Genomic DNA, 17,793 nt, shown 5'->3' with positions numbered 1-17,793 from the left:
AACGAGGACGGGCCGTGCGGCCACCGACGCTCAACCCGCGTACGGATGAGCGGACTTGGCGTCCCGCAGCGCGTGACCCCACCAGGCGAGCTGGTCGAGCATCGCCTTTGCGGCGGCGTCGCAGGCCGCCGGGTCCTTGTGGCGGCCCCGGTCGTCGAAGTGGCTGTGGGCGTGGTGGAAGGAGACGGTGTCGCGGACGGTGACGGCGTGCATTTCGGCGAAGACCTGGCGCAGCTGCTCCACGGCGCGCAGGCCGCCGGACATTCCGCCGTAGGAGACGAAGCCGATGGGTTTGGCCTGCCATTCGGTGAAGTGCCAGTCGATGAGGCTCTTGAGGGCGGCGGGGAAGGAGTGGTTGTACTCGGGAGTGATCACGACATAGGCGTCGGCGCCGGCCAGCGCGGGCGAGACCTTGGCGAGCTCGGTGCGGACGGCGGGCGCGGGCTTGTGGGAGAGGGCGGTCGGGAGGTGTACCTCGCCGAGGTCGATCAGCTCGGCGGCGTAGTCCTCCCGCCCGGTGGTGCGGGACATGAACCAGTCGCCGACGACCGGGCCGAAGCGGCCTTCGCGGTTGCTGGCGAGGATCACGGCGAGCTTCAGAGGAGAGGCGGGCGAGTGCGGGTTCTGCTGCGTGGTGAGGTCCATGAGGAGAGCCTCGTACCTCAAGTTTGATTGAGGTCAAGCCGTCACCGGGCGACCGGCCCAAGAAAGATCATCCGACGCACCGTCACCCGTTCAGCATGCCGGAACGCGCGCGCCATCTGATTCCTCGTCACCCGCTCTGACCTGCGACAACGCCCGGCGTCCAGCGCGACACGCCGCACGGGTCCAGCGAATCTGATGCTCCATCAGCAGGCGTGGTGAGCGGGCTGCGCCTTATCTCGGAGAAGACGGACCCAACGGTCCCAGTCGCATCACCGACGCATCACCGCCGCATCAGACGCAGCACCGCGCTTTTCCGGAGGATCACCATGCGCACCACCGCCCGCCTGCTGACCACTGCCGCGCTGGCGGTCGCCGCCACCATAGGACTCGACGCCCAGGGCGCATACGCCGGCGACTGGGAGTCGACCCTCGAAGTCTTTCCCTCCACCGCTCCTCCGGGCACGACCATCACCGTGAACACCACCGCCTGCGGCCCCGGCGGCCGTGGCGTCGGAGACGCGAGCGAGCTCGGCGCGGGCGAGTTCCGGGTGGCTCCCGGGACGCACAAGGAGGTCGCGGTCGGCCAGTTCACCATCCCGCACCACACCCGGCCGGGGTTCTACGGCATCAGCGTGACCTGCAGAAACGGCAGGACCGCCACCGGCGATGTGACCGTGCAGCACACGGGGCCGCGCGGGCACGTGCGGACCGGAGTCGGCGGCAGCGTCGGCCCCGACACCGCCCAGATCGCGGCGGGTGTGGCCGTACTGGCCGCGGCCGCCGTCGGCGGGACGCTGTTCCTGCGCCGCCGGGCGAGCGGCGCGCAGGGCGGCTGACGGGCCGGTCTCGGACCGGCCCGCGTACCGCCGTGTCCCCGTTCCCGTCAGGCCTGTCCCGGCCTGCCGGGAGCGGGGGATTCTTCCGGAGGAACCGATGAGCGCCACGAGCAAGGGCAAGGGCTGGCTCATAGCCGTCGCCGTCGGCGTCGGCGTATGGCTGGTGCAGAACGGCGCGGAGAACGTGACACCTCCGGTCCCTTCCGCCGCCGAGGCCTTCGCCGCCGGTCCGCGCGCGCACACCGACGCGGCAGCCGACCCGCTGCCGCCGTCCGCTCCCCTGCGGCTCCGCATCCCCGACATCAGGGTCGACACCCCGCTGATGCCCCTCGGCCTCGTCAAGGACGGCAGCCTGGAGGTACCGCCGGACGGGAACCGTAATCTCGCAGGCTGGTACGGCGACGGCACGCGGCCGGGCGCGAAGGGCACGGCCATCGTCGCCGGGCATGTCGACAACGCCAAAGGGCCCGCCGTCTTCTACAGTCTCGGCGCGCTGAAGAAGGGACACAGGATCGAGGTGACCCGCGCCGACGGCCGTACCGCCGTGTTCACCATCGACGCGATCGAGGTGTACGAGGCCGACGCCTTCCCGGACAAGAAGGTCTACGGCTCCAAGGGCCGGGCCGAACTCCGGGTCATCACCTGCGGCGGCGGGTTCTCCCAGAAGACCGGCTACCAGGGCAATGTGGTGGCCTTCGCGCATCTCATCGGCGTACGGACCGCCGGCCAAGGCGCCTGACGCTCACGCCGTCCACTGGTCGAAGGCCAGCTTGGCGACCAGCGAGAAGACGACCACGAGCAGCACCCCGCGGACGAACTCGCTGCCCTTCCTGAGCGCCATGCGCGCGCCGAACATGCCGCCCGCGAGGTTGAACACCGCCATCAGCGCCGCCAGCTGCCACAGCACCGTGCCCTGGTAGGCGAACATCGCGAGGGCCCCGCCGTTGGTGCAGACATTGACGATCTTGGCGGTGGCGGACGCCGTCACCAGGTCGAGATGGAGCACCGCGGTGAGCGCCAGCACCAGGAACGTGCCGGTACCGGGCCCGAACAGCCCGTCGTAGAAGCCGATCCCGCCGCCGACGAGCACAATCGCGGTGACCGTCCTGGCGCGCGTGACGGGCTTCTCGCCGTCGTCACCGCCGGCGCCGAACGTCGGGCGCAGCATCACAAACGCGGCGACGCCGAGCAGCACCACCATGATCACCGGACGGAGCACATCGCTGCTGATCCCGGCCGCGAAGAACGCGCCGCCCATCGAGCCCAGGAGGGCGGCGAGTCCGATCCGTACCGCCGTTTTGAGCCGCACCGGGGCCTTGCGCGCATACGTGATCGCGGCTCCGGACGTGCCGACGATGGCCACCGCCTTGTTGGTGCCGAGGATCTGCGCGGCCGGGACGTGCGGCAGTCCGAGCAGCAGGGCGGGCAGAAGCAGCAGTCCGCCGCCTCCCACCACGGCGTCGATCCAGCCGGCGGCCGCGGCGGCGATACAGAGGACGACGAGCATGGTCAGCGATATGTCGGGCACAGGTAAGGACCCTACGTACCTGACGGGTATGACGTCCATCAATATCCGGGGAGTTGAGCGAGCTCTGAGGTTCAGGCGTCCACCGGTCTGGTTCCGATCACGACCGTGGCCCACAGCTCCTCCGAAACGGCCACCTCCGGGACCAGCCCGGAGCGGGCGAAGGCCTCGACGGCGTACGGCGCCTGCCGCTCGCTCGTCTCCACGAGCAGAGACCCGCCCGGCGCGAGCCATTGCGGCGCCTGTGCCGCCACCCGCCGCAGCACGTCGAGCCCGTCCGCGCCGCCGTCGAGCGCAACCCGCGGCTCGTGGTCGCGCGCCTCCGGCGGCAGGAACTCGACCTCCTCGGTCGGTACGTACGGCACATTGGCGGCCAGTACGTCGACGCGGCCGCGCAGCGCGGCGGGCAGCGGCTCGAAGAGGTCGCCCTCGAAGACCTGCCCGCCGGCGGCCCCGACATTGCGCCGGGCGCAGCGCACGGCGGCGGGGTCGACGTCGGATGCGTACAGCTCGGCCGACTCCAGTGCCGCCGCGAGCGCGACGCCGACCGCGCCGGAGCCGCAGCACAGATCGACGACGACCGCGGAGGGCCCGGTGAGGCCGGCGGCGCGCCGGACGAGGAACTCGGTGCGCCGCCGCGGCACGAAGACCTCGGCGTCCACGGCCACCCGCAGTCCGCAGAACTCGGCCCAGCCGAGGACATGTTCGAGCGGCAGCCCGGCGGCGCGCCGGTCCACCATGGCGGCGAGTTCGGCGGAGGTGCCTGCCGTGGAGATGAGCAGCCGCGCCTCGTCCTCGGCGAACACGCAGCCGGCGGCGCGGAGCCTGGAGACGACGGCGGGCGGAGTCAGAGCCGACGAGGAGGATGACCGGGAAGAGGATGACCGGGAAATCGACATGTGAGCCTTTCGGGATGCCTGAGGGCGCTCCCGCGAGCGGTCACCTATGCCGGGTGAACCGCAGGGCCATGAGAGGGGAGCACCCAGCCTGCTGCAGCGTTGATGGGTCTCACCTCCTGGGTCGGTCACTGCCTGAAGCGCTCACCTTACCCGAGCGGGCCCCCTCACACCGGGCACTCGGCCGCGCTGAGCGCAGCGTTCCTCTCGGGAAACAGTGGCGCACCCGCCGGGTAACACCAGGCCCGCACGCTGCGGACATGGGACTGGAAACCGTGGTGATCGGCAGCGGGACGGCAGGGGCCCGGCTCGCGGCCCGGCTCGTCGCCGCCGGCGCGGCCGTCACCGTGATCGGCGAGGAGCCGCACGCGCCGTACAACCGTGTGCTGCTCGCCGAGGTGCTCGCCGGGCGGTACGCCCCCGAGGTGATCGCGCTGCCCGACATCCCCGTGCGAAGCGGTGTGCGGGCGAGCGCCGTCGACCGGGAGCGGCGGGTGGTGCACTGCGCGGACGGCACGTCCCTCCCGTACGACCGGCTGGTCTTCGCCACCGGTTCGAACCCGGTGCTGCCGCCCCTGCGCGGCCTGGCCGGGCGACTCCCGGACGGTGTCCACCCGTTCCGCACGCTCGACGACTGTGCCGCCCTGTCCGCCGCCGTACGCCCCGGCCTGCACGCGGTCGTGGTCGGCGGCGGGCTGCTCGGCGTCTCGGCCGCCCGCGCGCTCGCCGCACGCGGCGCGCACGTCGTGCTGGCGCAGCAGGGCGAGCACCTCATGGAGCGGCATCTGGACGTGTCGGCCTCGCTGATGCTCCGCAGCCATCTCGAAGAGCTGGGCGTGGAGGTGCACACCGAGTGCCGGGTCCGGGGACTGCACGGCACGGCCGTCGAGCTCGCGGACGGCTTCGTCCTCGACTCCGAGCTGGTCGTGCTGGCCTGCGGCGTTCGCCCGAGGACCGGTCTCGCGGTGGAGGCCGGGCTCGAGGTCCGCAAGGGCATCGTCGTCGACGACGAGCTGCGCACCTCGGACCCGAACATCCACGCCATCGGCGACTGCGCCGAGCACGACGGCCGGGTCTACGGCCTCGCGGGCCCGGCACTCGACCAGGCGGACGTCCTGGCATCCGTGCTCACCGAGACCCCGGCCCGCTACACCGGCACCCGCGCCCTGACCCGGCTCACGCTCGCCGGACAGGGCCCCTTCGACCTCGCCTCGTTCGGTGAGACGACCCCGCTGCCCGGCGACGACGTCGTCCGGCTGGCCGATGCCACCCGTGGCGCGTACCGCAAGGTCGTCGTCCGCGGCGACCGGCTCGTCGGCGGAATCCTGCTCGGCGATCTCGGGGCCGTCGGCGAACTGGCCCGTACCTGGGAAGGCGACGAGCCGCTCCCTTCCACCCCGTTGCTGCACCTGCTTGGAGGCTCCTGACATGTCGACGATGTCCACGCTGCCCATAACGTCCACGCCCACAATCGTGGTCGTCGGCCACGGCATGGTCGGCCAGCGGTTCCTGGAGGCCCTCGCGGAGCGCGGTGTGACCGGGCGGGCGCGGATCGTCGTGCTGTGCGAGGAGCCACGGCCCGCGTACGACCGGGTCAAGCTGACCTCGTACTTCTCCGGCAGCACCCCGGACGAACTCTCCCTCGTCGAGGGCGACTTCATCGAGAGCAACGGCATCGAGCTGTATCTCGACGACGCGGCCGAGTCCGTCGACCGGGCCGCGCGGACGGTCACCTCGCGGGCCGGCCGGACCTTCGCGTACGACACGCTCGTCCTCGCCACCGGCTCGTACCCCTTCGTACCGCCGGTGCCGAACAAGGACGCCGAGGGCTGTTTCGTCTACCGCACGATCGAGGACCTGCTCGCGATCGAGGAGTACGCGAAGACCGCGAGCACCGGTGCCGTCGTCGGCGGCGGGCTGCTCGGTCTGGAGGCGGCGGGCGCGCTCAAGGGGCTCGGACTCGACACGCACATCGTGGAGTTCGCGCCGCGGCTGATGCCGGTGCAGGTCGACGAGGGCGGCGGCGCTGCGCTGCTGCGGACGATCGAGCGGATGGGACTCACCGTCCACACCGGCACCGGAACGCAGGAGATCACCGTCGACGAGGCGGGGATCGTCAACGGCATGGCGCTGTCGGACGGTTCGGTGCTCGCGACCGATCTTGTGGTCTTCTCGGCGGGTGTACGGCCGCGGGACCAGCTGGCCCGCGACGCGGGTCTGGCGGTGGGCCAGCGCGGCGGCATCATCGTCGACGAGCAGTGCCGTACGTCCGATCCGGCGGTGTTCGCGATCGGCGAGTGCGCGCTGGCCTCGGACGGCCGGGTGTACGGACTGGTCGCGCCGGGCTACGAGATGGCCCAGACGGCGGCGGCCACGCTGGAGGGTGAGGTCAAGGCCTTCACCGGTGCCGACATGTCGACGAAGCTGAAGCTGCTCGGTGTGGACGTGGCGTCGTTCGGCGATGCGCACGGCACGGCCGACGGCTGCCTGGACGTCGTGTATTCGGACTCCCGTTCCGGCATCTACAAGAAGCTGGTCGTCGACCCGGACGGGACGCTGCTCGGCGGCGTACTGGTCGGCGACGCCGATGCGTACGGCCTGCTGCGGCCGCTCACCGGCTCCGTCCCGCCGGTCTCGCCGGAGCAGTTGGTGCTGCCGGCCGGAGCGGGCGCGCCGGTCGCGCTCGGCCCGTCGGCGCTGCCGGACGACGCGGTCGTCTGCTCGTGCCACAACGTCACCAAGGGCGAGATCTGCGCCCACACCTCCCTCCCCGAGGTGAAGAAGTGCACCAAGGCCGGTACCGGCTGCGGCAGTTGCGTCAAGGTCATCGGCCAGCTGCTGCCGCAGTCCGGGGACAAGGGCCTGTGCGGCTGCTTCCCGTTCACGAGGAGTGAGCTGTACGAGATCGTCCGCACACTGCGGCTGACCTCGTACGCGCAGGTGCTCGACGGCCACGGCCGCGAGGAGGCGCGCGGCGGCGACGGCTGCGAGATCTGCAAGCCGACGGTCGGCTCGATCCTGGCGTCGCTGGCCCCGACGATCGGCGTGGACGGCTATGTCCTGGACGGCGAGCAGGCGGCGCTTCAGGACACCAACGACCACTTCCTGGCGAATCTGCAGCGCAACGGCTCGTACTCCATCGTGCCGCGCATCCCGGGCGGTGAGATCACTCCGGAGAAGCTGATCGTGATCGGCGAGGTGGCACGGGACTACGGCCTCTACACCAAGATCACCGGCGGTCAGCGGATCGACCTCTTCGGCGCCCGGGTGGATCAGCTGCCGGGCATCTGGCTGCGGCTGGTGGAGGCGGGCTTCGAGTCGGGGCACGCGTACGGAAAGGCGCTGCGCACGGTCAAGTCCTGTGTGGGCCAGACCTGGTGCCGCTACGGAGTGCAGGACTCGGTCCGTATGGCGATCGATCTGGAGCTGCGCTACCGGGGCCTCAGGTCACCGCACAAGCTGAAGTCGGCGGTCTCGGGGTGCGCGCGCGAGTGCGCGGAGGCGCAGTCGAAGGACTTCGGAGTGATCGCCACGGCGAGCGGCTGGAACCTGTACGTCGGCGGCAACGGCGGCGCGACGCCGCGCCACGCCGATCTGCTCGCGCAGGACCTCTCGGACGCCGAACTGGTGCGGCTGATCGACCGGTTCCTGATGTTCTACATTCGCACCGCGGACCGTCTCGAGCGCACCTCGACCTGGCTGGAGCGGCTGGAGGGCGGCCTCGACCATCTGCGGGACGTCGTCGTGCACGACTCGCTCGGGCTCTGCGACGAGCTGGAGGCGCTGATGGCGCAGCATGTAGCGGGCTACCGCGACGAGTGGGCCGAGACCATCAACGACCCTGAGAAGCTCGCCCGGTTCGTGTCCTTCGTGAACGCGCCGGAGACGCCGGACCCGACGGTGCAGTTCGTCCCGGAGCGCGGCCAGATCAAGCCCAACCTCACCATCCTGACGCTGGAGCCACTGGAAAGGGCCGCCCGATGACGCTTCAACTCCGCCTGGAAGACGAGTGGTTCACCGTCTGCGAGGCGTCACGGCTGACGCCGGGCCGCGGGATGGCGGCGCTGCTGCCGGACGGTCGGCAGGCGGCGGTGTTCCTGGACCGGGCAGGAAGGGCCTACGCGATCGACAACCGGGACCCGTTCGCCGGGGCCCAGGTGCTCTCGCGCGGCCTCATCGGCTCGGCGGCCGAAGGGCCGTTCGTCGCGTCACCGCTGCTCAAGCAGCGCTTCGATCTCACGACCGGCCGGTGCCTGGACGACGATTCGGTGTCGGTGACGGCGTACGAGGTGCGGCTGAACTGACGCGTGGCCGCACCTGCGTCACCGCGAGCACCGAGCCCACGAGCAGCACCAGCGCGCCCGCCGTCTGGAGCGTGCCGAAGGACTCGCCGAGGAAGACCATGGCGCAGGTGGTGGCGGAGATCGGCACCAGGAACATCATCACGGACGCCGATGCGGGTCCGACCGCGCCGACGCCCCGGTAGTAGAGCAGGTTGGCGAGGGCGGTCGGGCCGACGGCCAGGAAGACGACATTGAGCCAGAGGCCCGGCGTCAGCTCGCTCCACGCCACCTCGCCCAGGTCGGGCGCGGAGTAGATGCCGAGGAGCGCGGCGCCCGCGACCGTTGCGTACGCGGTCGCACGCAGCGGCTCGATCCCGGCCAGCACCCGCGGTCCGGCGAGGGTGAACGCGGCCCAGCAGGCCGCGGCGGCGAGGAACAGCAGATCGCCGCTGAGCTGGGTCGCGCCGCCGCCTCCGGAGCCCGCGCCGATGAAGAAGACCACCGCTCCGCCAACGCCGAGGCAGAGTCCGGCGATCCGCGCGGGCGAGCCGCGTTCACGGCGGGTGATCAGCAGGAAGGCGGCGGTGAGCACCGGGCTCATGACCGGGATGATCACGCCGCCGTCCGCGGACGGCGCGAGCGAGAGGCCCCAGAAGAAGCAGAGGTTGTACGCGAAGACGCCGAGGATTCCGGCGAGCGCGGCCCGTCCCCGGTCACGTGCCGTGACCACCCGGTCGCGGCGGCCGAAGAGCCGCACGGCGAGCAGCAGCGCGAGTGCGCCGCCGCCGAAGCGGAGCAACGCGCCGACGCTGTGCGGCACCTGCTCCACGACCACTTTCGAGCTGCTGAAGGCGCTGCCCCACAGCATCATCGTGACGGTGAGCATGAGGTACGGGCTGTTCAGGCCCGTGGATCTGTCTGTGGGCGTGTTCACGATGCGATGCTCCGCCGCCGGGGCCCGGCCCGTATTGAACGCTCGTGCGGAGGGACACTGAACGGGTGGACATCGCGCAGACCACAGGCACGAGAGGCGCCGGCCGTGACGGCTGGGCGCGCTACTGGCGCGACCCGGACCGCCCGCTGGAAGCCATGCACGCACACTTCTTCCGGCACGTGTACCACCTGCACAGCCATGACGCGTACTCCTTCGGGCTCACCGAGGCGGGCGCGCAGGCCTTCAGCTGCCGCGGCGCCGCGCACACCAGCGGCGCCGGGATGGTCATGGCGTTCAACCCGGACGATCCGCACGACGGACGGGCCGCGGCCGAGCTCGGTTACCAGTACCGGATCGTGCACATAGGCCCCGACGTCGTACGCGAGGTGCTGACCGATGTCGCCGGCGGCCGGGCCGCGATGCCCCTGTTCGCCGAGCCCGCCTTCGGCGATCCGGTGCTCAGAACCGCCCTGCTGCGGCTGCACACCGCACTCGTCGGCGACGCGGATCCGCTGGTGCGGGACGAGCGCCTGACGGCGGCGGTCGTCGCGATGGTCGCCCGCGGCACCACGCGCCCGCCGCGTGCGCGGGACCTGGAGGTGGGCGGCCGTACCCGCACGGCCGCGCGCCGGGCACGGGCGCTGCTGGAGGAGTCGTACGCCGAGCAGATCCCGGCGGAGCGGCTGGCGCAGGCCGCCGGTTGCAGCCGGTTCGCGCTGTACCGGGCCTTCCACGCGGAGTACGGCATGTCGCCGAGCGACTGCCAGCGGCTGCTGCGGCTGCGCCGGGCGCGGAGCCTGCTGGCGGAGGGCAGGTCACCGGCGGAATCCGCGACGGCGGCCGGTTTCGCGGACCAGAGCCATTTCCACCGCTGGTTCGTGCGCTGCTTCGGGGTGACTCCGGGGGCGTACCGGAACGCGGCGCCGATCGTGACCGCCGGTGGATCGGGAGGAGAGAGTCCGGCCCGCGCTGACATCCGCTGACGACCGGCCGAATTTCCGCACGGATCCTGTCAGCGGCGGTGGCTCGCCGGTCCGCTCCATGAATACGCTGCTGTCGCAGCAGGTTTCCCACATCGAGGGGCGCAGCAATGGCGGGCTGGAACGCGAACGACATTCCGCGTCAGGACGGGCGCACGGCCGTCGTCACCGGAGCCAACAGCGGCCTCGGACTCGTCACCGCCAGGGAGCTGGCCCGCCACGGCGCACGCGTGATTCTCGCCTGCCGCAGCGAGGCCCGAGGCAAGCAGGCCGAGGCGCAGATCGCGAGCCAGGTGCCGGACGCGCAGGTGGAATTCCGGCCGCTCGACCTGGCCGACCTGGCGTCCGTGCGGGAGTTCGCGGCGTCGTACCCGTACGGCAGTCTCGACCTGCTCATCAACAACGCCGGGCTGATGGCTCTGCCGTACGCGCAGACGGCCGACGGCTTCGAGATGCAGTTCGGCGTCAATCACCTCGGGCATTTCGCGCTGACCGGGCTGCTGCTGCCGAAGCTGCTGGACACACCGGGCGCGCGGGTGGTGAGCCTGTCCAGCTTCATGCACGCCAGGAGCAATGTCGATCTGAGCGATCTCAACAGCGAGCGCCGCTACGGCCGTTGGACCGCGTACTCCCGTTCCAAGACGGCGAACCTGCTCTTTGTGCACGAACTGGCCAGGCGTCTTGCGGCGGCCGGCTCTCAGGTCGTCGCAGCCGCCGCGCACCCGGGCTACTCGGACACCAATCTGCAGACGGCGAGCGCGCGGCTCGAGGGCAAGAAGGCGGCCGAGAAGATCACGGCGATCGGGAACCGGATCTTCGCGCAGTCCGCCGAGACGGGAGCGCTGCCGACGCTGTACGCGGCCACCGCGCCCAACGTGCGGCCGGACTCCTTCACCGGGCCGAGGCTGCTGGGCTGGCGGGGCGCTCCTGTGGAGTCGTGGCGGCTGAAGTACTCGCGCGACGACAGGACGGGCGAAGGGCTGTGGGCTGCGTCGGAGCAGCTGACCGGAGTGGTGTACGAAGGCCTCAAGCCCTGAGGTCGCGGTCCCTCCACGGCTGACGGGCCGACCGGGAGGCGTCAGACCTTCGCGGTGTGGGCGAGTACCGCTTCGGCGAGCGGTCCGAGCACCGGACGGGGCAGTGCGTGCCCCATCCCCGGAATCTCGACGAGCGCCGCGCCTCCTACGGTCACCTGAGCTCCGGTCACCTGGGCCAGATGCCGCGGGTGCGGCAGCGGGAAGACCGGTTCGGCGTCGGCCTCGACGACGAGCACCGGGACCCGGGTGGCCGCGAGGGCCTCCGTCCGGTCCATGCCGGAGTGGTCGGCCCGGCCGTGGGCGAAGGTGGAGTCGTAGCGGCCGGTGTGCTCGATGATGCGTCGCTCCTGCGCGCGGAAGTACTCCGCGTCGTACGGGATCGCATCGCCGTGCAGCAGCTGCCAGTGCCGGACCCTTCGGTCCAGTTCGGCCTCGACGCCGTGGTCCTCCACGGGCTGGGACCACTCCTGAAGGATCCGCGGGTCGATGCCCGGCAGGTCCTCGGCCGCGGTCGTGGTCCCGTCGGGACGGACGTAGGGGGCCGTGCTCAGCGCGTTGGTGCCGATCAGGGTGGCGCTGAGCACCCGGTCCGGGTGGTCGCAGAGCACCAGTTGGGCGAGCATGCCGCCGAGGGACATGCCGACGAGATGCGCGCGCTCGATGCCGAGGCCGTCCAGCACCGCGATCACGTCGTCGGCGAGATCCGTGATGCGGTACGGCTCCTTGTCGTACGACCAGGTCGAGCGGCCGGTGTCGCGGTGGTCGTAACGAACGACCTGATGGCGGGCGGCGAGCGCGTCGCACAGCTCGTCGGGCCAGCCGATGCCGGACGCCTGGGCGCCCATGATCAGCAGCAGCGCGGGAGCGTCCGGGGCACCGCGGCGCTCCGTCCACAGACGCACGCCGGGTGCGGGTTCGACGTACTGGACGTGTGGCTGAGGCATGGGGTCCCTCCGACGGCCTGCGACTCGGTCAAGGTTCGATCACTTGGTTCGATCATCCCTTAATACGAGACGTATCGTCTCGCGATCAAGCCGTCCCGTCAAGGCCCGGACTGGACCGCTGTACGTCACCACTTGTTGACGTTCTGTCAATTCGGTAGTCCTAGGTTGCATCAGCGCGCGACCCCGTGGCGTCGACCGGCGCTGCGGGGCGGTCACCAGCCCACCTTGGAGCGATTTCGTGGAACGTCGCAGTTTCCTGCGCGGAGCGGTCATCGGTACCTCGGCAGCCGCCCTCGGCGGCACCCTGTGGCGCGGCGCTGCCCTCGCGGCACCCGCGCAGCCGGGCCCCGGCCCCTACGGCGCACTCCAGCCCGCCGACGGCAACGGCATCCTGCTGCCGAACGGCTTCAGCAGCCGAGTCATCGCCCGATCCGGGCAGACGGTCTCCGGCACGTCCTACACCTGGCACAACGCACCTGACGGCGGCGCCTGTTACGCCGACGGCTCCGGCTGGATCTATGTCTCCAACTCGGAGATCAATCCGTCGGGCGGCGCGAGCGCCGTCAAGTTCGGCTCGACCGGCGCGATCACCGGCGCGTACCGGATCCTGTCGGGCACCCGGCAGAACTGCGCGGGCGGCAAGACCCCGTGGAACACCTGGCTGTCCTGCGAGGAGGTCAGCCTCGGCTACGTCTACGAGACCGACCCGTGGGGCGTGAACGCCGCGGTACGCCGGGACGCCATGGGCAAGTTCAAGCACGAGGCCGCCGCCGCCGACCCGGTGCGCCAGGTCGTCTATCTGACCGAGGACGAGTCCAGCGGCTGCCTCTACCGGTTCATCCCCACCACCTGGGGCAACCTCGCCTCCGGCACGCTCCAGGTGCTCAAGGCGGGCACAGCCACGTCCGGCAGCTTCACCTGGGCCAATGTGCCGGACCCGGACGGCTCCCCGACCGCGACCCGCAACCAGGTCTCCGGCGCCAAGAAGTTCAACGGCGGCGAGGGCTGCTACTACGCCGACGACAAGGTGTGGTTCACCACCAAGGGCGACAACCGCGTCTGGCAGCTCAATCTGACGAACTCCACCTACGAACTGGCCTATGACGACTCGCTGGTGAGCGGCAGCGCGCCGCTGACCGGCGTCGACAACGTCACCGGCAGCTCGTCCGGCGATCTGTTCGTGGCCGAGGACGGCGGCAACATGGAGATCTGCATCATCACTCCGGACGACGTGGTGGCGCCGTTCCTGCGGATCAGCGGCCAGTCCGGGTCGGAGATCACCGGACCGGCCTTCTCGCCGGACGGGAAGCGGCTGTACTTCTCCAGCCAGCGGGGCACCAGCGGTTCCTCGTCGGGTGGCATCACGTACGAGGTGACCGGCCCGTTCCGGGCCTGATCCGCAGGGCTCCTAGCCCGCGGCCTCCGCTGTGGCGCCGCCCCTCAACAGGGCGGCGCCCAGCGGGGTGAGCGTGTGCAGTACGGCGTTGCCGTGGCGCAGGGTCAGCACCAGGCCCGCTTCCCGCAGGACCGCGGCGTGCTGGCTGGCGGAGGCGAGCGACACGCCTGCCCTGCGGGCCAGTTCACTGGTCGTGCAGCCGTAGCGGATGGCCTGCAGGACGGCCGAGCGGGTGTGGCCGACGAGCCTGCCGAGCGACGGGCCGCCCGCCTCGCCGAAAGCCGGGGCGGGCGTGTGGTCGGCCGGGTAGACGAGCACCGGCGGCAGCGTCGCGTCGCGGTAGACGACCGGAGTGCCGCGACAGAAGAACGACGGCTGGAGCAACAGCCCCCGTCCGTCCAGGTGCAGTTCGCGCTCGACGGGATAGTCCGCCTCCAGGACCGGCGCCTTCCAGCGCAGCACGGGCGGCAGCGAGGCGAGCAGTTCACCCGCTCCGCCGTCGAGCAGCGCCCGGCCGCGTACGGCACGGTCGGCCTCGACGCGGGCCTGGATGTGCGGCCAGTACGGCTCAACGGCGGCGCGGTGGTAGCTGCGCAGCACCGTGACGAGCCGCGCCAGGGGCTCAGGCCTGCCCTCGGCGAGTGCGGCGAGCCGGGCCGGCAGTCCGGGGGCGGCCGCCCGTCCCGAGGCGACGAGGGCGAGTTCGGCGTGCAGGCGCCGGGGCGGGGTGTCGCGTATCGCCTCGAGTCCCGGCTCAAGTCCGCAGCCCGCAGCGGGCGGTGTCAGAAAGTCGGGGAAATAGCCGTGCGGCGGCACCAGCGCGGACAGCAGTTTTGTTTCACCATTCAACCTGGTCCGCGTTTCAGAACGCCATTCACCGAAGGCCAGAGCGCGTCTCCGCTCCCGCAATCGGTGAAAGCTGAGAATGGTCTCCCACAACACATCCGGTCTGACCGCCATCCGCACTCTGGCCAGATCGTCGCCCGTGAAATGGATACGAAGCACCGAACCCCCACCTGTTGCACCCGCAATCACCCCCGATCACTGAGTATGCACGCAATCACTGCACGTCACCACGGAGTTTCAGCCACAGTTGAAACGCCTGGCCGGAGCACGGTGCCAACCGAAAGGCTGTGGGTCGTCGGGCAGGAACCTTCTGTCACCGATGGACGCGACGAAGGCCGTGGGGGGCTTTGTCCGTCCGGCGGCGGGCGACAGAGGGTGCGGCTCCCTGTCCCGGCTGGGGTAATGGGGCGCGGTCGGCGGGTGGGGATCCGCGGGCCGCGCCCCGCCCCGTTGTTTGCGCAGTGAACAACAGGAAATAGCGGGACCCCGGCATCCGTCAAAGGCCGTAATTTGACAGGCACTTTGTGGAAACGTGAAAGAAGCAGAAGGGGCCGGACGCCCCGCACATGGGCGTCCAGCCCCTTCTGCTTCTTGCGTTCCGGAACCGTCACCGGGTCGGTGAGGGTGTGAGTACCGGTCCCTGCGGGCGAGCCCGCAGAGGGCCGATGACGGCTCCGGCGTCCTAGTGCACCTTGAGGTCCTACCGGGAGTCGCTGCCCTTCGAGACGGCCGCCGCACGGCCGGCCTCCAGGCGCGCCACGGGGATGCGGAACGGCGAGCAGGACACGTAGTCCAGGCCCACCTCGTGGAAGAAGTGCACCGACTCGGGGTCGCCGCCGTGCTCACCGCAGACGCCGAGCTTGAGGTCGGGGCGGGTGGCCCGGCCGGCCTCGACGGCGCTGCGTACGAGCGAGCCGACACCGTCCTTGTCGATGGTCTCGAACGGCGAGACCCCGAAGATGCCCTTCTCCAGGTACGCGGTGAAGAACGAGGCCTCGACGTCGTCGCGTGAGAAGCCCCACACCGTCTGCGTGAGGTCGTTGGTGCCGAAGCTGAAGAACTCGGCGGCCTCGGCGATCTGGCCGGCCGTCAGCGCGGCCCGCGGCAGCTCGATCATCGTGCCGAGCGCCAGCTTCAGCTCCACACCCGTGCGCTGCTCGACCTCGGCGATGACCTGCTCGGCCTCGTCGCGGACGATCTCCAGCTCCTGGACGGTGCCGACGAGCGGGATCATGATCTCGGCGCGCGGGTCGCCCTTGGCGTCCTTGCGGGCCGCCGCGGCCTCGGCGATGGCCTGCACCTGCATGGTGAACAGGCCCGGGATGACCAGACCGAGGCGTACGCCGCGCAGACCCAGCATCGGGTTCTGCTCGTGCAGCCGGTGCACGGCCTGCAGGAGGCGCAGGTCGTTCTCGTTGTGGTCCTTGCGGGACTCGGCGAGCGCGACGCGCACCGACAGCTCGGTGATGTCCGGCAGGAACTCGTGCAGCGGCGGGTCCAGCAGCCGCACGGTGACGGGGAGTCCGTCCATCGCCTCGAAGAGCTCGATGAAGTCCTTCTTCTGCAGGGGCAGCAGGTTCTTGAGCGCGTCCTCGCGCTCCTCCTCGGTGTCGGCGAGGATCAGCTTCTCGACCATCTCGCGGCGCTCGCCGAGGAACATGTGCTCGGTGCGGCACAGGCCGATGCCCTGCGCGCCGAACCGCCGGGCACGCAGCGCGTCTTCGGCGTTGTCCGCGTTGGCGCGTACCCGCAGCCGGCGTACTCGGTCCGCGTACGCCATGATCCGGTGCACGGCGGCGACCAGTTCGTCGGCGTCGTCGGCCCCGGCGTGCATCCGGCCCTCGAAGTACTCGACGACCGGCGACGGCACGACCGGCACCTCGCCGAGGTACACCTTGCCGGTGGAACCGTCGATGGAGACGACGTCGCCCTCCTCGACGACGATGTCGCCGGGCGCGGTCATCCGCCGCCGCTTGGTGTCGACCTCGAGCTCCTCGGCGCCGCAGACACAGGTCTTGCCCATGCCGCGGGCGACGACGGCGGCGTGCGAGGTCTTGCCACCGCGGCTGGTCAGAATGCCCTCGGCCGCGATCATTCCGTCGAGGTCGTCGGGGTTGGTCTCACGGCGGATGAGGATGACCTTCTCGCCGGAGCGCGACCACTTGATCGCGGTGTACGAGTCGAAGACCGCCTTGCCCACGGCGGCACCCGGCGATGCGGCGATGCCGCGGCCGATCTTCTCCATCTTGGTGTTCTCGTCGAAGCGCGGGAACATCAGCTGCGCCAGCTGGGCGCCGTTGACCCGCTGCAGCGCCTCGGCCTCGTCGATCAGGCCCTGGTCGACCAGCTGCGTGGCGATGCGGAACGCGGCCGCGGCCGTCCGCTTGCCGACGCGGGTCTGCAGCATCCACAACTGGCCCCGCTCGATGGTGAATTCGATGTCGCAGAGATCCTTGTAGTGGGTCTCCAGCGTCTCCATGATCTGCATGAGCTGGTCGTACGACGCCTTGTCGATCGACTCGAGCTCGGCGAGCGGGACGGTGTTGCGGATGCCCGCGACGACGTCCTCGCCCTGCGCGTTCTGCAGGTAGTCGCCGTACACGCCCTGGTGTCCCGAGGCCGGGTCGCGGGTGAAGGCGACGCCGGTGCCGGAGTCGGGGCCGAGGTTGCCGAAGACCATGGAGCAGATGTTGACGGCGGTGCCGAGGTCGCCGGGGATGCGCTCCTGGCGGCGGTAGAGCTTGGCCCGGTCGCCGTTCCACGAGTCGAAGACGGCGTTGACGGCGAGGTCCATCTGCTCGCGCGGGTCCTGCGGGAAGTCGCGGCCCGCCTCGGACCTGACGATCTTCTTGAAGTGCTTGACCAGCTTCTTCAGGTCGGCGGCTTCGAGGTCCGTGTCGACGGTGACCTTCTTGGCGGCCTTGGCGTCCTCGAGGGCCTCCTCGAAGAGGTCGCCGTCGACGCCGAGGACGGTCTTGCCGAACATCTGGATGAGGCGGCGGTAGGAGTCCCAGGCGAAGCGCTCGTCGCCGGCCTGCCGGGCCAGGCCCTCGACGGACTTGTCGGAGAGGCCGATGTTCAGGACGGTGTCCATCATGCCGGGCATGGAGAACTTCGCACCGGAACGTACGGATACCAGAAGCGGGTCGTCGGCCTGGCCGAGCTTCTTGCCCATCTTCTGCTCGAGGGCGTCGAGATGGGCGCTGACCTCGTCGCGCAGCGCGGGCGGCTCGTTGCCGCTGTCGAGGTAGACCTTGCACGCCTCGGTGGTGATCGTGAAGCCCGGAGGGACGGGCAGACCGAGGTTGGTCATCTCGGCGAGGTTCGCACCCTTGCCGCCCAGCAGGTCCTTCAGGTCCCTGTTGCCCTCGGTGAAGTCGTAGACGAACTTCTGATCTTTGTTTTCCGACACGGGTCTCGACTCCTCGAGGACTCGGTGGCTGCCCTGACGGCGAGGAACATACCCAGATC

Annotated in this window: 15 protein-coding genes; 8 read left to right on the top strand and 7 right to left on the bottom strand. The window is 70.6% G+C overall.

Annotation, left to right across the window (positions count from 1 at the left end):
* Positions 1-30 precede the first annotated feature (30 nt).
* On the bottom strand, positions 31-645 hold the full coding sequence (locus ACH4YL_RS33915) for an NADPH-dependent FMN reductase (protein ID WP_398511351.1): 615 nt from the start codon (positions 643-645) through the stop codon (positions 31-33).
* Positions 646-971: 326 nt separating this feature from the next.
* Between ACH4YL_RS33915 and ACH4YL_RS33910 the strand changes: the two genes are divergently transcribed.
* Positions 972-1,481: a hypothetical protein gene (locus tag ACH4YL_RS33910; protein WP_398511350.1), complete on the top strand. Its 510-nt coding sequence runs from the start codon at positions 972-974 to the stop codon at positions 1,479-1,481.
* A 97-nt stretch (positions 1,482-1,578) separates the two neighbouring features.
* Positions 1,579-2,220, top strand: coding sequence for a class F sortase (locus tag ACH4YL_RS33905; protein WP_398511349.1), 642 nt, complete (start codon positions 1,579-1,581; stop codon positions 2,218-2,220).
* A gap of 3 nt (positions 2,221-2,223) precedes the next feature.
* On the opposite strand, the gene ACH4YL_RS33900 is transcribed toward ACH4YL_RS33905, so the two are convergent.
* Both ACH4YL_RS33900 and ACH4YL_RS33895 read right to left on the bottom strand, forming a co-directional pair.
* Positions 2,224-3,009, bottom strand: coding sequence for a sulfite exporter TauE/SafE family protein (locus tag ACH4YL_RS33900; RefSeq protein WP_398511348.1), 786 nt, complete (start codon positions 3,007-3,009; stop codon positions 2,224-2,226).
* Between the two features lie 71 nt (positions 3,010-3,080).
* Positions 3,081-3,905 (bottom strand): putative protein N(5)-glutamine methyltransferase, encoded by an 825-nt coding sequence (locus ACH4YL_RS33895; protein ID WP_398511347.1) that lies wholly within the window; start codon positions 3,903-3,905, stop codon positions 3,081-3,083.
* A gap of 257 nt (positions 3,906-4,162) precedes the next feature.
* On the opposite strand from ACH4YL_RS33895, the gene ACH4YL_RS33890 reads away from it, so the two are divergent.
* The 3 genes from ACH4YL_RS33890 to nirD are packed head-to-tail and all read left to right on the top strand — an operon-like array spanning position 4,163 to position 8,206.
* Positions 4,163-5,329, top strand: coding sequence for an NAD(P)/FAD-dependent oxidoreductase (locus ACH4YL_RS33890; protein WP_398511346.1), 1,167 nt, complete (start codon positions 4,163-4,165; stop codon positions 5,327-5,329).
* A 10-nt stretch (positions 5,330-5,339) separates the two neighbouring features.
* Positions 5,340-7,886 carry a nitrite reductase large subunit NirB gene (gene nirB, locus ACH4YL_RS33885; RefSeq protein ID WP_398511402.1) on the top strand — a complete coding sequence of 849 codons (2,547 nt, stop codon included), beginning with the start codon at positions 5,340-5,342 and terminating at the stop codon, positions 7,884-7,886.
* On the top strand, positions 7,883-8,206 hold the full coding sequence (gene nirD / locus ACH4YL_RS33880) for a nitrite reductase small subunit NirD (RefSeq protein ID WP_398511345.1): 324 nt from the start codon (positions 7,883-7,885) through the stop codon (positions 8,204-8,206). The genes nirB and nirD overlap by 4 nt, the downstream gene beginning before the upstream one ends.
* Here nirD and ACH4YL_RS33875 read toward each other — a convergent pair.
* Positions 8,139-9,119: a DMT family transporter gene (locus ACH4YL_RS33875; protein WP_398511344.1), complete on the bottom strand. Its 981-nt coding sequence runs from the start codon at positions 9,117-9,119 to the stop codon at positions 8,139-8,141. The two genes, nirD and ACH4YL_RS33875, sit on opposite strands and share 68 nt — an antisense overlap.
* A gap of 155 nt (positions 9,120-9,274) precedes the next feature.
* Here ACH4YL_RS33875 and ACH4YL_RS33870 point away from each other — a divergent pair, with 155 nt between their 5' ends.
* Both ACH4YL_RS33870 and ACH4YL_RS33865 read left to right on the top strand, forming a co-directional pair.
* Positions 9,275-10,102 (top strand): AraC family transcriptional regulator, encoded by an 828-nt coding sequence (locus ACH4YL_RS33870; RefSeq protein WP_398511401.1) that lies wholly within the window; start codon positions 9,275-9,277, stop codon positions 10,100-10,102.
* A 107-nt stretch (positions 10,103-10,209) separates the two neighbouring features.
* The gene (locus ACH4YL_RS33865) at positions 10,210-11,136 is read left to right on the top strand and encodes an oxidoreductase (protein WP_398511343.1); all 927 of its coding nucleotides are present in this window, start codon (positions 10,210-10,212) and stop codon (positions 11,134-11,136) included.
* 41 nt (positions 11,137-11,177) lie between these two features.
* On the opposite strand, the gene ACH4YL_RS33860 is transcribed toward ACH4YL_RS33865, so the two are convergent.
* Entirely contained in the window at positions 11,178-12,080 is a 903-nt protein-coding gene (locus tag ACH4YL_RS33860) for an alpha/beta fold hydrolase (protein ID WP_398511342.1), read from the bottom strand.
* A gap of 238 nt (positions 12,081-12,318) precedes the next feature.
* Here ACH4YL_RS33860 and ACH4YL_RS33855 point away from each other — a divergent pair, with 238 nt between their 5' ends.
* Entirely contained in the window at positions 12,319-13,476 is a 1,158-nt protein-coding gene (locus ACH4YL_RS33855) for an alkaline phosphatase PhoX (RefSeq protein WP_398511341.1), read from the top strand.
* A 12-nt stretch (positions 13,477-13,488) separates the two neighbouring features.
* On the opposite strand, the gene ACH4YL_RS33850 is transcribed toward ACH4YL_RS33855, so the two are convergent.
* Together ACH4YL_RS33850 and ppdK are read right to left on the bottom strand one after the other, a co-directional pair.
* A complete protein-coding gene (locus tag ACH4YL_RS33850) occupies positions 13,489-14,481 on the bottom strand; it encodes an ArsR/SmtB family transcription factor (protein ID WP_398511340.1) in 993 nt (330 codons plus the stop codon).
* Between the two features lie 541 nt (positions 14,482-15,022).
* Entirely contained in the window at positions 15,023-17,734 is a 2,712-nt protein-coding gene (gene ppdK / locus ACH4YL_RS33845; protein WP_398511339.1) for a pyruvate, phosphate dikinase, read from the bottom strand.
* Positions 17,735-17,793 lie beyond the last annotated feature (59 nt).

The sequence above is a fragment of the Streptomyces sp. NPDC020681 genome (genome assembly GCF_044334895.1).
Lineage (GTDB): Bacteria > Actinomycetota > Actinomycetes > Streptomycetales > Streptomycetaceae > Streptomyces.
This window is presented reverse-complemented; position numbering and strand designations above follow the sequence as displayed.

Coding starts and splice junctions, on each gene's coding strand:
- ACH4YL_RS33860 (WP_398511342.1), bottom strand. CDS start 12,080: ATGCCTCAGCCACACGTCCAGTACGTCGAACCCGCACCCGGCGTGCGT.
- ACH4YL_RS33870 (WP_398511401.1), top strand. CDS start 9,275: ATGCACGCACACTTCTTCCGGCACGTGTACCACCTGCACAGCCATGAC.
- ACH4YL_RS33865 (WP_398511343.1), top strand. CDS start 10,210: ATGGCGGGCTGGAACGCGAACGACATTCCGCGTCAGGACGGGCGCACG.
- nirD (WP_398511345.1), top strand. CDS start 7,883: ATGACGCTTCAACTCCGCCTGGAAGACGAGTGGTTCACCGTCTGCGAG.
- ACH4YL_RS33895 (WP_398511347.1), bottom strand. CDS start 3,905: ATGTCGATTTCCCGGTCATCCTCTTCCCGGTCATCCTCCTCGTCGGCT.
- ACH4YL_RS33915 (WP_398511351.1), bottom strand. CDS start 645: ATGGACCTCACCACGCAGCAGAACCCGCACTCGCCCGCCTCTCCTCTG.
- ACH4YL_RS33910 (WP_398511350.1), top strand. CDS start 972: ATGCGCACCACCGCCCGCCTGCTGACCACTGCCGCGCTGGCGGTCGCC.
- ACH4YL_RS33890 (WP_398511346.1), top strand. CDS start 4,163: ATGGGACTGGAAACCGTGGTGATCGGCAGCGGGACGGCAGGGGCCCGG.
- ACH4YL_RS33905 (WP_398511349.1), top strand. CDS start 1,579: ATGAGCGCCACGAGCAAGGGCAAGGGCTGGCTCATAGCCGTCGCCGTC.
- nirB (WP_398511402.1), top strand. CDS start 5,340: ATGTCCACGCTGCCCATAACGTCCACGCCCACAATCGTGGTCGTCGGC.